At 62.5% G+C, this 15823-nt stretch carries 14 protein-coding genes; 8 read left to right on the forward strand and 6 right to left on the reverse strand.

Features of this window, described 5'->3' with window-relative positions:
* Positions 1 to 213: 213 nt before the first annotated feature.
* The 4 genes from QSV36_RS01270 to aspA form a co-directional block, all read right to left on the reverse strand.
* On the reverse strand, positions 214 to 1317 hold the full coding sequence (locus tag QSV36_RS01270) for a polyamine ABC transporter substrate-binding protein (protein WP_289129119.1): 1104 nt from the start codon (positions 1315 to 1317) through the stop codon (positions 214 to 216).
* On the reverse strand, positions 1318 to 2361 hold the full coding sequence (locus QSV36_RS01275) for a histone deacetylase family protein (RefSeq protein ID WP_289129120.1): 1044 nt from the start codon (positions 2359 to 2361) through the stop codon (positions 1318 to 1320).
* Between the two features lie 227 nt (positions 2362 to 2588).
* Positions 2589 to 3581 (reverse strand): AraC family transcriptional regulator, encoded by a 993-nt coding sequence (locus QSV36_RS01280; protein ID WP_289129122.1) that lies wholly within the window; start codon positions 3579 to 3581, stop codon positions 2589 to 2591.
* 182 nt (positions 3582 to 3763) lie between these two features.
* Positions 3764 to 5188 carry an aspartate ammonia-lyase gene (aspA, locus tag QSV36_RS01285; protein WP_003260072.1) on the reverse strand — a complete coding sequence of 475 codons (1425 nt, stop codon included), beginning with the start codon at positions 5186 to 5188 and terminating at the stop codon, positions 3764 to 3766.
* Between the two features lie 182 nt (positions 5189 to 5370).
* Between aspA and QSV36_RS01290 the strand changes: the two genes are divergently transcribed.
* From QSV36_RS01290 to QSV36_RS01310, 5 genes are all read left to right on the forward strand, one after another.
* Entirely contained in the window at positions 5371 to 6303 is a 933-nt protein-coding gene (locus QSV36_RS01290) for a LysR substrate-binding domain-containing protein (protein WP_289129124.1), read from the forward strand.
* Positions 6304 to 6474: 171 nt separating this feature from the next.
* Positions 6475 to 6966, forward strand: coding sequence for a 5-(carboxyamino)imidazole ribonucleotide mutase (gene purE / locus QSV36_RS01295; protein WP_170033866.1), 492 nt, complete (start codon positions 6475 to 6477; stop codon positions 6964 to 6966).
* Between the two features lie 10 nt (positions 6967 to 6976).
* A complete protein-coding gene (locus QSV36_RS01300) occupies positions 6977 to 8059 on the forward strand; it encodes a 5-(carboxyamino)imidazole ribonucleotide synthase (RefSeq protein WP_289129125.1) in 1083 nt (360 codons plus the stop codon).
* A gap of 97 nt (positions 8060 to 8156) precedes the next feature.
* Positions 8157 to 8402, forward strand: coding sequence for a GlsB/YeaQ/YmgE family stress response membrane protein (locus QSV36_RS01305; RefSeq protein ID WP_010955824.1), 246 nt, complete (start codon positions 8157 to 8159; stop codon positions 8400 to 8402).
* 12 nt (positions 8403 to 8414) lie between these two features.
* Entirely contained in the window at positions 8415 to 8984 is a 570-nt protein-coding gene (locus QSV36_RS01310) for a DUF3299 domain-containing protein (RefSeq protein ID WP_289129128.1), read from the forward strand.
* Between the two features lie 123 nt (positions 8985 to 9107).
* Here QSV36_RS01310 and QSV36_RS01315 read toward each other — a convergent pair whose 3' ends face one another.
* Both QSV36_RS01315 and QSV36_RS01320 read right to left on the reverse strand, forming a co-directional pair.
* Positions 9108 to 10004: a D-hexose-6-phosphate mutarotase gene (locus QSV36_RS01315; RefSeq protein ID WP_289129131.1), complete on the reverse strand. Its 897-nt coding sequence runs from the start codon at positions 10002 to 10004 to the stop codon at positions 9108 to 9110.
* A 71-nt stretch (positions 10005 to 10075) separates the two neighbouring features.
* Positions 10076 to 10474, reverse strand: a complete 399-nt coding sequence (locus QSV36_RS01320; RefSeq protein WP_003253317.1) for an acyl-CoA thioesterase — start codon at positions 10472 to 10474, stop codon at positions 10076 to 10078.
* A 361-nt stretch (positions 10475 to 10835) separates the two neighbouring features.
* On the opposite strand from QSV36_RS01320, the gene QSV36_RS01325 reads away from it, so the two are divergent.
* The 3 genes from QSV36_RS01325 (at position 10836) to QSV36_RS01335 (ending at position 15752) form a co-directional block, all read left to right on the forward strand.
* Complete coding sequence (locus QSV36_RS01325; RefSeq protein WP_289129134.1) at positions 10836 to 12125, forward strand: MFS transporter; 1290 nt, start codon at positions 10836 to 10838, stop codon at positions 12123 to 12125.
* A gap of 200 nt (positions 12126 to 12325) precedes the next feature.
* Positions 12326 to 13324 (forward strand): phosphate ABC transporter substrate-binding protein PstS, encoded by a 999-nt coding sequence (locus QSV36_RS01330; RefSeq protein ID WP_289129135.1) that lies wholly within the window; start codon positions 12326 to 12328, stop codon positions 13322 to 13324.
* A gap of 139 nt (positions 13325 to 13463) precedes the next feature.
* Complete coding sequence (locus QSV36_RS01335) at positions 13464 to 15752, forward strand: ABC transporter permease subunit (protein WP_289129137.1); 2289 nt, start codon at positions 13464 to 13466, stop codon at positions 15750 to 15752.
* The last annotated feature ends 71 nt before the right edge of the window (positions 15753 to 15823 follow it).

Here is a 15823-nt window from a genome sequence, read left to right on the forward strand (position 1 = left end):
AGCAGCCCCCACTCTAATGCCAGTCAGTTAAGCAATCTGGGGCCTCTTTGCGGCCCTTCGCGGGCAAGCCCGCTTCCACAGATTTAGCGCCGAGCATTTAGAAATGCGCGGTCCCTGTGGGAGCGGGCTTGCCCGCGAAGGGCTGCAGAGCAGCCCCAGTAAAGTCTGCGGGAACCTTAACTGACGGGCATTAGCCCCCACCCCAGCTTTGAATCAGGTACCGGACTTGATCCGCGTCCATGCCCGGGTGCGTGCCCGCTCGGCATCCCGCGCCAGAGGCTTGAGGGTATACAGCTTGGCCATTGCCTCTGCCGTCGGGTACAGGTTGGGGTTGTTGCGAATCGCCGGGTTCACTTTGTCCGTGGCATCCTTGTTGGGGTTCGGGTAGCCGACAAAATCGCTGATCGGTGCAATTACCTCAGGCCGCAGCAGGTAATTGATGAACGCATGCGCGTCTTCCGGGTTGGCTGCATTCTTCGGAATTGCCAGCATATCGAACCAGATCGGCGCACCTTCCTTGGGCAGGCGCATGTCCACCACCACGCCATTCTTCGCATCGCGGGCGCGGTTGGCGGCCTGGGAGAAGCTGCCGCTGTAGCCGACTGCCACGCAGATATCACCGTTGGCGATGTCCGCCATGTATTTCGAGGAGTGGAAATAGGTGATGTAGGGGCGGATTTTCAGCATCAGTGCCTCGGCCTGCTTGTAGTCGGCCGGCTTGTCGCTGTTAGGCGGCAGGCCCAGGTGCTGCAGGGCCAGTGGCAGGATCTCCGACGGCGAGTCGAGCAGCGCCACACCACACTGCTTGAGTTTGGCGATGTTCTCTTCCTTGAAGATCAGGTCCCAGCTGTCGACCGGCGCGTCGTCGCCGAGCACGGCTTTGACCTTGGCCGGGTTGAAGCCGATCAGCACGGTACCGTACATGTAGGGCACGGCAAACTTGTTGCCCGGGTCGTTGGCTTCGATCAGCTTCATCAGGGCCGGGTCCAGGTGTTGCCAGTTCGGCAGCTTGCTGCGGTCCAGTGGCTGGAACACCCCGGCTTCGATCTGCTTGGCGAGGAACACATTGGATGGCACCACCACGTCATACCCGGAGTTACCGGTGAGCAGCTTGGCTTCCAGCGCCTCGTTGGTGTCGAAGATGTCATAGATCAGCTTTACACCGCTGTCCTTCTGGAACTCGGTGAGGGTTTGCGGGGTGATGTAGTCGAACCAGTTGTATACCCGCAGGGTGCGCTGTTCGGCCTGGGCCTGCAGGGCGCCGGTAAACAGCGTGGCGGCGATGAACGGGGCGAGCAGATGCTTGAGTCGGACCATTTATCGGGCTCCTGGTTGGCTGCGCTGGAAGCCTTCCAGCACATTGACTGCATTGATACCGATTTCTTCGACAGCGTAGCCGCCCTCCATCACGAACAGGGTCGGCTTGCCGAGCTGCGCGATGCGCTTGCCCATCTCCAGGTAGTCCGGGCTGTCCAGCTTGAACTGCGAAATCGGGTCGTCCTTGAAGGTGTCCACGCCCAGCGAGATCACCAGTACGTCGGCGTCATAGGCTTCGATGCGCTGGCAGGCGTCCTCCAAGGCAGCACTCCAGGCAGTCCAGTCGCTGCCGGCGGGCAGTGGGTAGTTGATGTTGCAGCCAACGCCGGCGCCTTCACCGGTTTCGTCGGCATAGCCGAGGAAGAACGGAAATTCATCCGTTGGGTCGCCGTGGATCGAGGCGAAGAACACATCGCTGCGCTGGTAGAAGATGTCCTGGGTGCCGTTGCCGTGGTGGTAGTCGACGTCGAGGATTGCGACCTTGGCGCGGCCCTGGTCGAGGAACGCCTGGGCGGCTATCGCGGCATTGTTCAGGTAGCAGTAGCCGCCCATGACTTCAGCGGCGGCGTGGTGCCCTGGTGGGCGGCACAGGGCGAAGGCCGAGTGGGCGCCCTGCTGGATGGCAGCCTGGGCGGTGAGGGCGACCTGCGCGGCGCTGTAGGCGGCCTGCCAGGTGCCGGCGGTGATCGGCGCACCAGCGTCGAAGCTGTAGTAGCCCAGTTCGCCGTGCAGGCCGGTTGGCTTGACCTGGCGCAGGGTGCGCGCCGGCCAGGTGAAGGGCAGCAGGTCGCCTTCGTGGCCGAGCGCGGCCCAGCGTGCCCAGGCGCCTTGGAAGAAGTCGAGGTAGTCGGCGCTGTGAATGCGCTGCAGCGGTGCACGGCCGAAGTCTGTCGGGCCCTGGACATCGCCCAGGTTGCGCTTTTTCACTTGTTCGAGCACGTGGTCGGCGCGCGAGGGCATTTCGAAGCACGGCATCAGCTTGCCATCGATGAGCTCGCAGCGGCCATGGTGCAGGCGGTGATCATCGGTATAGATCGTCAGCATTTGTTGTTCTCCGGGGGGACTGGCGTGGGCCCATTTTCACGGGCTGCCCGGTGGCGGAGAACGACGCAAACGGCCAAAAGGGGATCGATGTGGCCAAGCTGACTGGCCGAGCTTTCCTGTGCCGGCCCTTTCGCGGGGCAAGCCCGCTCCCACAGGTTCAGTGCTGTACCTGAGGCTGGCGCAATCCCTGTGGGAGCGGGCTTGCCCCGCCAAGAGGCCGGAGCAGGTCAGCCGCGGAAATGGCTGGGCGCGACACCGCTCCAACGCTGGAATGCGTGGCGAAAACTCGCGGTCTCGCTGAACCCCAGGGTCTCGGCAATCTGGTAGATCGGCATCTGCTCATCGGCCAGCAATTGCTTGGCCCGATCGAAGCGCAGTTCGTCGAGCAGTTGTTGATAACTGCAGCCCAGCGCCTGCAGGTGCCGGCGCAAAGTCCGCGAGGAGCAGTTCATCTGCCGCGCCAGCCCCTCCAGGCCCGGCGCCGCATCCAGTTGTTGCAGCAACAACTGGCGGATCCGCCCAAGCCACGCCTGGCGCCCGGTAAATTCCAGGTTCAGGCGCCGGCAGCGCTCGCTCATGGCCTTGTGGGTGATCGGGTCGGCCAGCGGCAATGGCATGTCCAGCCAGCGCCGTTCGAAAGCGAAGGCATTGGTCTCGGCGTCGAAACCGACCGGGCACTGGAATGCATCGGCATAGAGCGTGTGGTAGCTGGGCCGAGGGTGTTCAAAGCGGGCGCCTAGCAGCGGCAGTGGGCGTCCGAGCAGGTCGTCGCAAATGACTTTCAACGATACCAGGCAGAACTCGGCATTGAAGGCGGTCAGTGCCGGGCTGTCATGGCACTCGCTGGCGCTGAACCAGACCCGCTGGCCGTCATCGAGCAAACGCAGCTTGAAGACTGTTCCCAGCAGTGCCGGATACTGCAACGCCAGGCGCAAGGCGTCACCCAAAGTGGCACTGGAGAGCAGGGCGTAACCGAGCATGCCGTAGCACGACACATGCATGCGCCGGCCCAGTTCCAGGCCGATGTCCTCGCGCCGGGCGACGGCGTTGGCGCACACCTGCAGTTCCTGCTGGGTGGTGATGCGCGCATCGGCATGCCCCAGGTCTGCCGGGCCGATACCGCTGCCGGCCAACAGCGCCGACGCCTCGCAACCGTCTGCCTGGAAGACGTTGAGGATCAGCGAAACCGCGTTGAGGGTAGTCAGGTGGCTGTGCAGCATGCTGGGTAATCCCGTTGGCCTGGGATGCATTTTGGAGCAAGTTGTGTGCCGATCTCCCGAGGGCTGCGCAGGAACCTCGGAATCCGCAGGCAAAAAAAAGGCCCGAAGCATAGGCTCGGGCCTTGTAAAGGTTGAGAGGTGTCTAGTCCCTCGACCTGGTGAGACTGTTTACAGCGTCCTGGTTACGCCTTCAGCGGAACCAGACGTGGAGCGATCATGTTTTCCGGACGCAGGATGTCGTCGAGCATCGCGTCGTCCAGCAGCTTCTCTTCACGCACCAGTTCCAGTACGCCGCGGCCGGTTTCCAGGGCAACGCGAGCGATACGGGTGGCGTTTTCGTAGCCGATGTACGGGTTCAGGGCGGTGACCAGGCCGATCGAGTGTTCGACCAGTTCACGGCAGCGCTGTTCGTTGGCAGTGATGCCGACGATGCAGTGCTCGCGCAGCATGTCCATGGCGCGCTGGAGCAGGCGGATCGAGTCGAAGATCTTGTAGGCGATCAGCGGTTCCATCACGTTCAGCTGCAGCTGGCCACCTTCAGCGGCGACGGTCAGGGCCAGGTCGTTGCCCATGATGGCGAAGGCCACCTGGTTGACCGCTTCCGGAATAACCGGGTTGACCTTGCCTGGCATGATCGAGCTGCCTGGCTGACGCGCCGGCAGGTTGATCTCGTTGATGCCGGTGCGCGGGCCGCTGGACAGCAGGCGCAGGTCGTTGCAGATCTTCGACAGCTTGACGGCGGTACGCTTGAGCATGCCGGAGAACAGCACGAAGGCGCCCATGTCGGAGGTAGCTTCGATCAGGTCGGCGGCCGGTACCAGCGGTTGGCCGCTGATGGCAGCCAGGCGCTGCACGGCCAGGGCCTGGTAGCCCGGGTCGGCGTTGATGCCGGTGCCGATGGCGGTACCACCCAGGTTGATTTCGGTCAGCAGTTCCGGAGCCAGCGAACGCAGGCGCTGCAGGTCTTCGGTCATGGTGGTGGCGAAGGCACGGAATTCCTGGCCCAGGGTCATCGGCACGGCGTCCTGCAGCTGGGTACGGCCCATCTTCAGTACGTGGTCGAACTCTTTACCCTTGGCAGCGAAAGCCTGGATCAGGCTGTCGAGGCTGGCCAGCAGGGCGTCGTGACCCAGCAGCAGGCCCAGACGGATGGCCGTTGGGTAGGCGTCGTTGGTCGACTGCGCCATGTTCACGTCGTTGTTCGGGTGCAGGTACTGGTATTCACCCTTCTGGTGGCCCATGGCCTCCAGCGCGACGTTGGCAATGACTTCGTTCGCGTTCATGTTGGTGGAAGTACCGGCACCACCCTGGATCATGTCGACCACGAACTGGTCGTGGTAATCGCCTTTGATCAGGCGGGCGCAGGCTGCGGTGATGGCAGCATGCTTGGCATCGCTCAGGTGACCCAGCTCACGGTTGGCGTCGGCAGCGGCCTGCTTGACCATGGCCAGGGCCACGACCAGCTTCGGGTAGTGCGACAGCGGAACACCGGAGAGATGGAAGTTGTTGGCAGCGCGCAGGGTCTGGATGCCGTAGTAGGCATCGGCAGGGACTTCAAGGGTACCAAGCAGATCTTTTTCGACGCGGAACGATGCAGCGGAGGACATGATGGATATCATCTCGATTTTGACCCGGCACATGCCGGAATGGCGCCAATCCTAGGCCTGAAGGCGATTTTGCGGCAAATGCTGTTGCACGCTAACCTATGCACAAACGGCATAGTGTTTCATGTGACGTCAATAAACATTCGAGCGTGTTCCATTTTGGTGCATGCCGGGAGATGTGCTTCGTGAACCTTGAAAGCAAATGGCTTGAAGACTTCAGCGCGCTGGCGGCTACCCGCAGTTTTTCCCAGGCGGCAGAACGGCGCTTCGTGACCCAGCCCGCATTCAGCCGGCGCATCCGCAGCCTGGAAGCGGCGTTGGGGCTACAGCTGGTGAACCGTTCCCGCACGCCGATAGAACTGACCGAGGCTGGCCAGCTGTTTCTGGTTACGGCACGTACGGTTGTCGACCAGTTGAGCGAAATTCTTCGCCATTTGCATCATCTTGAGGGCGGGCAGGGCGAGGTGGTGCAGGTGGCCGCTGCACACTCCTTGGCCTCGGGTTTCTTCCCGCGTTGGGTGGCGCAGCTGCGCAACGACGGCCTGAACATCGCCACCCGCCTGGTCGCGACCAACGTCGGCGATGCCGTGCATGCCTTGCGCGAAGGCGGCTGCGACCTGATGCTGGCGTTCTATGACCCGGATGCGGCCCTGCAGATGGATGCCGAAATCTTCCCGTCGCTGCACATGGGCACCACCGAAATGCTGCCGGTGTGCGCCGTGGATGCCGACGGCAAGCCTTTGTTCGATCTTGAAGGCGAGGGCAGCGTACCGCTGCTGGCCTATACCGCCGGTGCCTTCCTCGGCCGCTCGGTCAACTTGCTGCTGCGCCAGCGCAACCTGCGTTATACCACCGTCTATGAAACCGCCATGGCCGACAGCCTGAAGAGCATGGCGCTGGAGGGCATGGGCATCGCCTGGGTACCGCGCCTGTCGATGCGAGGCGAACTCGAAAGGGGTGAGCTGGCAATCTGCGGCGGCAGCCAGTGGCATGTGCCGCTGGAAATCCGCCTGTATCGCTGCGCCCTGGTACGCAAGGCCAACGTAAGGCTGCTGTGGCGCAAGCTCGAAGGGGCTGCAGCGGTTGACTCGAAAGTCAGCCAAAGCCCCGAAAAATAAGGGGCGACAGTTGGTCGCCGGGGTGCCTTAAACGCGCCAGCTTACGGTATACTGCGCGGCCTTTCGACCGGATGTGTCCGGTCCTGATCAGCAAACAAGCCACGCCGGCCGTCCCGCGTGGCTTGTTGTTTTTTGACGCGCCCAAGGGCGCACAAGCGAAGAGGCTCGACGATGAGTGCACTGGTTGGCGTGATCATGGGCTCCAAGTCCGATTGGTCCACCCTTAGCCACACCGCCGATATGCTGGAAAAACTCGGCATTCCCTACGAAGTGAAGGTGGTTTCCGCCCACCGCACCCCGGACTTGCTGTTCCAGTACGCCGAAGAGGCTGAAGGGCGGGGCATCGAGGTGATCATCGCCGGTGCCGGTGGTGCAGCCCACCTGCCTGGCATGTGCGCGGCGAAGACCCACCTGCCGGTGCTGGGCGTGCCAGTACAATCGTCGATGTTGTCGGGCGTCGATTCGCTGCTGTCGATCGTGCAGATGCCCGCCGGCGTGCCGGTTGCCACCCTGGCCATCGGCCGGGCCGGTGCAGTCAATGCTGCGCTGCTGTCGGCCAGCATCCTCGGTGCCAAATACCCGCAGTACCACACGGCGCTCAAGCAGTTCCGCACGGAGCAGACCGAGACCGTGCTGGACAACCCAGACCCGCGCCAGGCTTGAGGCTCTACCCATGAAGATCGGTGTAATTGGTGGCGGCCAGCTGGGCCGCATGCTGGCCTTGGCGGGTACCCCGCTGGGCATGAATTTCGCCTTCCTCGACCCGGCCCCGGACGCCTGCGCCGCGCCACTGGGCGAGCACCTGCGCGCCGACTACGGCGACCAGGACCACCTGCGCCAACTGGCCGACGAAGTCGACCTGGTGACCTTCGAGTTCGAAAGCGTGCCGGCCGAAACCGTGGCCTTCCTCTCGCAGTTCGTGCCGGTTTACCCCAGCGCCGAGGCGCTGCGCATCGCCCGCGACCGCCTGTTCGAGAAAAGCATGTTCCGTGACCTGGGTATCCCCACCCCGGCCTTCGCTGACATCCTCTCGCAGGCAGACCTGGACGCTGCGGTGGCCAGCATCGGCCTGCCGGCCGTGCTGAAGACCCGTACCCTGGGTTACGACGGCAAGGGCCAAAAGGTACTGCGCACGCCTGAGGACGTGGTCGGTACCTTCGCCGAACTGGGCAGCGTGCCCTGCTTGCTGGAGGGCTTTGTCCCGTTCACCGGCGAAGTGTCGCTGGTAGCCGTGCGTGCCCGTGATGGCGAAACCCGTTTCTACCCGCTGGTGCACAACACCCATGAAAGCGGCATCCTGCGCCTGTCGGTCGCCAGCCAGGCGCACCCACTGCAGGCCCTGGCCGAAGACTACGTGGGCCGCGTGCTCAAGCAGCTCGACTATGTCGGCGTGCTGGCCTTCGAGTTCTTCGAAGTCGACGGCGGCCTGAAGGCCAACGAAATCGCCCCGCGCGTGCACAACTCCGGCCACTGGACCATCGAAGGCGCCGAGTGCAGCCAGTTCGAGAACCACCTGCGTGCCGTTGCCGGCCTGCCACTGGGTTCGACCGCCAAGGTGGGCGAGAGCGCGATGCTCAACTTCATCGGTGAAGTGCCGGCTGTAGACAAGGTGATCGCCATCGATGATTGCCATCTGCACCATTACGGCAAGGCATTCAAGGCCGGGCGCAAGGTCGGCCACGCCACCCTGCGTTGCCACGACATGGCTACCCTGGAGCGCAAGATTGCCGAAGTAGAAGCCCTGATCGGCAACTGATCGAACTTCTACCCGCCACCTACCCTCTGAAATGGCAACATGCCAAAGCGCTGTCTAGGCTTTGGCTTGTTCCATTCTTCATTGCAGAGGGATCGCCATGGGCATCATTGGAACCATCTTCATCGGCCTCATCGTCGGCCTGCTGGCTCGTTTCATCAAACCGGGCGACGACAGCATGGGCTGGATCATGACCATCCTGCTGGGTATCGCTGGCTCGCTGCTGGCAACCTATGGCGGCCAGGCGCTGGGTATCTACCAGGCCGGGCAGGCTGCAGGCTTCTTTGGCGCGCTGGTGGGTGCGGTCGTCCTGCTGGTGATCTACGGATTCATCAAGAAACGTTGAATACTGGTTAGAATGCCCGGCAATTCCTTCGAGTTGCCGAGCATTTTCATGCGTGCCCTTTTCCTCGCCCCCCTGCTGCTGGCCAGCGCCCTGGCCCATGCCGAACTGCCCGAAACCGACTGGCTGGAGCTGATGCCCAAGTCGGACCAGAAGGCGCTCGAGCAGATGCCCGAGATCGACCATAATTCGCCGGAAGCCATGGGTACCTTCACCGCCAAGGGCGGCTTGAAGCAGAGCAAGGGCCTGCCCGCGGTGATGTACTCGACCAAGACCGTGGCAGCCATGAACGGCAAGGATATCCGTCTGGGCGGCTATCCAGTGCCGCTGGAGAGTGACGCCAAGGGCAACAGTACGTTGTTCTTCCTGGTGCCATACCCGGGCGCCTGCATCCATGTGCCGCCACCGCCGCCGAACCAGCTGGTGCTGGTGCGCTACCCGAAAGGCCTGAAGATCGATGACATCTACACACCGCTGTGGGTCAGCGGCACGCTGAAGGTGGAAAAGGTCAGCAACGACCTGGCCGATGCGGCCTATGCGCTGGATGCGGGGAAGGTGCGGGTGGTGGAGGATGCAGACCTCTGATCGCCTGCACCGGCCCTTTCGCGGGTAAACCCGCTCCCACAGGTCTCCACAAACCTTGAATATTGTGGAGACCCTGTGGGAGCGGGTTTACCCGCGAGAGGGCCCGAACAGGCACTGCAAGACTCAGATCATTTCACAGCCAATCCTGACCCCCAGCGAACTGCTGGCCCCTGGCTTCAACTCCACCAGGTCATCCCACACATTCGCCGTCTCGATGCACAGCATCCGCTGCCAGCCGTCATCGGCCATGTCCGGCAACTCCTTGGCCCGCTCGGTCCAGGGGTTCCAGATCACCGCCGAACGTGACCCACTGCTGGTCAGGGTGATGCGCCGGTTCCAGTGCGGGTCGACAATGCTCAGTTGCGCCGGGGTGGCGAGGTAGATGCGGTCAGTCTCACCGATGAACGCCAGCGCGCCTTGCTGCTGGCGCTGCTCCCAGTCGGCCAAGGTCTCGATGTAGCCCAGCCCTTCGACACCTTCAACCCGTACCTGCCGCACATCGCTGACTGCAAAGTAGCTGTGCAGGGCCTGGCTGAGGATGACCGGGGTGTTGCCCATGTTGCGGCTGGTCAGGCTCAGCTTCAGGTCCGCGCCCAGCTCCACCAGCAACTTCAGCTCTACGTCGTGGGGCCAGTCGGGCAGGTTACCCTGCGCTTCGGGCAGCTCGAACTCGATACGCAGCCCGTCGCCCGCTTCTTCGATGCCCAGCAGTTGCCAATCACGGGTCCGCGCCAGGCCGTGGGCGGGTGCCTGTTCACCGTGGTACATGGCCTGCACGGCTTGCGGGTTGCGCTGCAGGTTGCCGAACCATGGCCAGCACACCGGCACCCCGGCGCGTACCGACTTGCCCTGGCGGAAAATGGCCTGGTCGCTCAGCCACAACAGTGGTGGCTGGCCGACGCACTGGTAGCTGAGGATCTGCGCGCCTTGCTGGGCGATCAGGAGTTCGGCGTGGTTGCTGCTGATACGCCAGCAGTTGAGTTCGCCATGTTGCTCGGTTACGACCTGGAAGGAAGCCATTGTGTTCATCTCATTGATTGCCAGTGGGCCTTGGACCCGGGCACATGCAATGAGTTTACCGCCGGCAGGGCTCAGCGACGAGGTACGGAGCGGGTACGCCCACTGCCGTCGATGGCGACGAACACGAACACCGCTTCGGTAACCTTGCGCCATTCGCTGGACAGCGGGTCGTCGCTCCACACTTCGACCATCATCTGGATCGAGCTGCGGCCGATTTCCAGGGTCTGGGTATAGAAAGACAACTGTGCGCCAACGGCCACTGGCACCAGGAAGGCCATGCGGTCGATGGCCACGGTGGCCACCCGGCCTCCGGCGACACGGCTGGCCATGGCGGTACCGGCCAGGTCCATCTGGGCGACCAACCAGCCGCCAAAGATATCGCCAAACCCGTTGGTCTCGCGCGGGAGTGCGGTGATCTGCAAGGCCAGGTCGCCCTGCGGGATAGGATCTTCTTGTTCGAGCTCAATCATGCGATGGGGCCTCTGACCCGTGACGCTTTTCGTTGGTGTGGCGCAAAGGCCGGGTAAACGATTCAGCTTGAAACATACTACGCCGATTTCGTTTCAGTGGGCGGCCGTAGGGAAACTCTGCGAAACCGCCTGAGAATAATGACCGGCGTTTTCGCACAACATCCCACGTTAGGAGCGACCGTTTCCTACGAATCGGCAGTATATAGAGCATATCGGCCAGCGACGACCGCGCATTCATGAATATGTGTATGGATTTTGTATCGCTTCCGGCGCAGCTCGGCAATTTGCTATCTTGCTCTGTCACCAATCCAGAAGCCGCGTGCCAAGCGGCCTGCATGCCCTACAAAGAGAACAATCAGCGATGACTTCCGTGCCGAGCAGTATCGAGCAGCCCTCGCGGCCGCTGACCCGCAGTGACTACAAGACCCTTTCACTGTCCGCGCTGGGCGGCGCGCTGGAGTTCTACGACTTCATCATTTTCGTATTCTTCGCCACGGTGGTCGGCAAGCTGTTCTTCCCCGCCGACATGCCCGAATGGCTGCGCCTGATGCAAACCTTCGGCATCTTCGCCGCCGGCTATCTGGCGCGACCGTTGGGCGGCATCATCATGGCCCATTTTGGTGACCTGCTCGGGCGCAAGAAGATGTTTACCCTGAGTATCTTCATGATGGCCCTGCCGACACTGATCATGGGCCTGTTGCCGACTTACGCACAGATCGGCCTGTGGGCGCCGATCCTGCTGCTGCTGATGCGGGTGATCCAAGGCGCGGCAATCGGTGGCGAGGTCCCGGGTGCGTGGGTGTTCGTGTCGGAGCACGTGCCGGCGCGCAACACCGGCTACGCCTGCGGTACCCTCACGGCCGGCCTCACTGCGGGTATCTTGCTTGGCTCGCTGGTAGCCACCCTGATCAACAGCGTGTACAGCGCGGACGAAGTGGCTGGGTACGCCTGGCGTATTCCGTTCCTGCTGGGTGGTGTGTTCGGCCTGTTCTCGGTGTACCTGCGCCGCTGGTTGCACGAAACCCCGGTATTTGCCGAGATGCAGCAGCGCAAGGCGCTGGCCGAGGAGCTGCCGCTGCGTGCCGTGCTGCGTGATCATCGTGGCCCGATCGTGCTGTCGATGCTGCTGACCTGGATGCTGTCTGCCGGCATCGTGGTAGTCATCCTGATGACCCCGGCGCTGCTGCAGAGCATCTACCACATCAGCCCGACCGACTCCCTCAAGGCCAACAGCCTGGCGATCGTGCTGCTCAGCTTCGGCTGCATCGGCGCTGGCAGCCTGGCTGACCGCTTTGGCGCGGGCCGGGTGTTCGTGATCGGCAGTCTGCTGCTGCTGGCGAGCTCCTGGACTTTCTACCACAGCCTGCCGACCCGGCCTGAGCTGCTGTTCCCGCTGTATGCGGTTACCGGTTTGTGCGTGGGTGTGATCGGTGCAGTGCCTTATGTGATGGTCAAGGCATTTCCAGCGGTGGTGCGGTTCAGCGGGCTGTCGTTCTCGTACAACGTGGCCTACGCGATCTTTGGCGGGTTGACGCCGATGGTGGTGACCGCCTTGTTGAAAGTCAGCCCGATGGCGCCTGCCTATTATGTGGCGGGGTTGTGTGCCGTTGGCCTGGCCGTGGGCCTGTACCTGCTCGCCAACAAGCGCTGACCTGTTGTAGGAACGGCCTTGTGTCGCGATGGGCTGCGCCGCCCATCGCGACACAAGGCCGTTCCACACGTGTTGCCAGGCAGCTGGTAGGTGATGGCATTTCATCCAATTGTCACATTCAAGTCATATCGTATTCATGCGGCCTGCAGATACTTGGGCCCGTTCCATCCAACACCCCCTATTCCTGCTAGGAGCAAGGCATGAAACTGAAGCGTTTGATGGCGGCCCTCACCTTTGCCGCCGCTGGCGTTGCAACCGCCAACGCGGTAGCCGCTGTCGATCCTGCAATCCCGACCTACACCAAGACCACCGGTGTTTCGGGCAACCTCTCCAGCGTCGGTTCCGACACCCTCGCGAACCTGATGACTCTGTGGGCCGAGGCCTACAAGAAGGAATACCCGAACGTAAACATCCAGATCCAGGCGGCCGGCTCTTCTACCGCGCCACCTGCGCTGACCGAAGGCACTGCCAACCTCGGCCCGATGAGCCGCAAGATGAAGGACGTCGAGCTGCAGGCCTTCGAGCAGAAGTACGGCTACAAACCAACCGCCATCCCGGTTGCCGTCGATGCCCTGGCCGTGTTCGTGCACAAGGACAACCCGATCAAAGGCCTGACCATGGCCCAGGTCGACGCCATCTTCTCCTCCACCCGCCTGTGCGGTGGCAAAGCCGACGTCAAGACCTGGGGTGACCTGGGCGTGACCGGCGACCTGGCCAACAAGCCAATCCAGCTGTTCGGCCGCAACTCGGTATCCGGCACCTACGGCTACTTCAAGGAAGAAGCCCTGTGCAAAGGCGACTTCAAGCCTAACGTCAACGAACAGCCTGGTTCGGCTTCGGTCGTGCAGTCGATCAGCTCCTCGCTGAACGGCATCGGCTACTCGGGCATTGGTTACAAGACTGCCAGCGTCAAGACGGTCGCCCTGGCCAAGAAAGAGGGCGGCGAGTTCGTCGAAGATAACGAAACCAACGCGCTGAACGGCAAATACCCGCTGTCGCGCTTCCTGTACGTGTACGTCAACAAGGCACCGAACAAGCCGCTGGCTCCGCTGGAGGCTGAGTTCGTCAAGCTGGTGCTGTCGCAAGCTGGCCAGCAGGTGGTGGTGAAGGATGGCTACATCCCGCTGCCGGCCAAGGTCGTCGACAAGACCCTGGCTGACCTGGGCCTGTCCCACTCGGGTAACGTCGCAAAAAAGTAAGTAACTGAGGCGGAGGCCGGCGCGAATGGCCGGCCTCTTCCACGATTTCCCAGCCCGAAGCCAGGCTTACTGTGCGGCGGGCTTTCGTGCGTCACTACTTTGTAATGTTTTTGTCATACGGGATCGCTAGGGTGTGCGCATGAATGATCTGGCCAACTCCACCATGACCCAAAATACCCAGCCCGAGCGGATTGACTTCAATACGCCGGAGTTGCAACGCAAGCGCCGCATGCGCGCACTCAAGGACCGCCTGACCCGCTGGTATGTACTGGTGGGCGGGCTTGCCGTATTGGCGGCAATCACCTTGATCTTCTTCTACCTGGCCTATGTGGTGTTGCCACTGTTCCAGGGCGCCGAACTGACCAGCAAGAAAGCGCTGGAGCCAACCTGGCTGCAACAGGATGCGGGCAAGCCGCTGATGATTGCGCTTGAAGAGCAGAACCTGGTGGGCATGCGCGTTTCGGACAAGGGCCAGGCACTGTTCTTCGATACCAAGACCGGTAACGCGCTCAAGCAGATCACCCTGCCGCTGCCGGCAGGCACGCAGGTTACCTCGATCAGTGCCGACCAGCCGGGAAGCCCGCTGGTGGTGCTGGGCTTGTCCAATGGTCAGGCCCTGGTGTTCCACCACAGCTACAAGGTGACCTACCCCGACAACAAGAAAACCATCGACCCTGGCATCGACTACCCGTACGGCGAGCAACCGGTCGTGCTCGATGACCAGGGCCGCGCGCTGGAGCATGTCAGCGTCAACGTCAATGGCGACGCCCTGCTGCTGGCCGGTTCTACTGGCGCTCACCTGCAGGTGGTCGAGCTGGCCCGCAGCGAAAACATGATGACCGGCGAGGTCACCACCGAGCAGAACCGCATCGAACTGCCGCAGATGACCGAAACGGTGAAGAACATCTTCATCGACCCGCGTCAGCATTGGCTGTACGTGATCAACGGTCGCGCCACGGCCGACGTCTTCAGCCTGCGCGACAAGAGCCTCAACGGCCGTTACAAGCTGACTGAAAGTGCGGACACCGAAATCACCGCCACAGCCCAGCTGGTCGGCGGCATCTCGCTGATCATGGGCGACTCCAAAGGCGGGTTGACCCAGTGGTTCATGGCCCGCGACCCGGATGGGGAATCGCGCTTCAAGCAGATCCGCAGCTTCCAGCTGGGCAAGGCCCCGATCGTGCAGATCGACGCCGAAGAGCGCCGCAAGGGCTTCATTGCCCTGGATGCCGAAGGCAAGCTGGGCGTGTTCCACAGCACGGCGCACCGTACCCTGCTGGTCGAGCAGGCCGCCGAAGGGGCCGGCATCCTGGCCCTGTCGCCACGCGCCAATCGCATCATGATCGAAGAGGGCGGCAAGCTGCTGCCACTGAGCCTGCGCAACCCGCATCCGGAAATTTCCTTCAGTGCACTGTGGGGCAAGGTCTGGTACGAGAACTATGACGAGCCGAAGTACGTCTGGCAGTCGACTGCCTCGAATACTGACTTCGAGCCCAAGCTGAGCCTGTCGCCGCTGACCTTCGGTACCCTCAAGGCCGCGTTCTACGCCATGGTGCTGGCGGCCCCGCTGGCGATTGCCGCAGCCATCTACACCGCCTACTTCATGGCCCCGGGCATGCGTCGCAAGGTCAAGCCGGTGATCGAGCTGATGGAAGCGATGCCGACGGTGATCCTCGGCTTCTTCGCCGGCCTGTTCCTCGCCCCGTACCTGGAAGGCCACCTGCCGGGCGTCTTCAGCCTGTTCGTGATCATGCCGATCGGCATCCTCGCGGCAGGCTTCGCCTGGAGCCGACTGCCCGAGTCGATCCGCCTGCGCATTCCGGATGGCTGGGAGGCGGCCATCCTGATCCCGGTGATTCTGGTGATCGGCTGGTTCGCCTTGTACATGAGCCCGCTCCTGGAAACCTGGTTCTTCGGCGGTGACATGCGCCTGTGGATCACCAACGACCTGGGTATCACCTACGACCAGCGCAACGCCTTGGTGGTGGGTATCGCCATGGGCTTCGCGGTCATCCCGAACATCTACTCCATCGCCGAAGATGCCGTGTTCAGCGTGCCGCGCAGCCTGACCTTGGGCTCCCTGGCGCTCGGTGCCACGCCCTGGCAGACCCTGACCCGTGTGGTCATCCTCACCGCCAGCCCAGGGATCTTCTCGGCGTTGATGATCGGTATGGGCCGGGCGGTGGGTGAGACCATGATCGTGCTGATGGCCACCGGCAACACCCCGGTGATGGAGCTGAACCTGTTCGAGGGCATGCGTACCCTGGCTGCCAACGTGGCCGTGGAAATGCCGGAATCGGAAGTCGGCGGCAGCCACTATCGCGTGCTGTTCCTGGCCGCGCTGGTGCTGCTGATGTTCACGTTCATCATGAACACCTTGGCCGAGCTGATTCGCCAGCGTCTGCGCAAGAAATACTCGTCGCTTTGATAGAAAGGTAGCGATCCGTGAAAAAGGATTCCCTCAAAGGCTGGTTCAAGAGTGGCGCCCCGGGCGTCTGG

The sequence above is a fragment of the Pseudomonas sp. BCRC 81390 genome (genome assembly GCF_030341915.1).
Lineage (GTDB): Bacteria > Pseudomonadota > Gammaproteobacteria > Pseudomonadales > Pseudomonadaceae > Aquipseudomonas.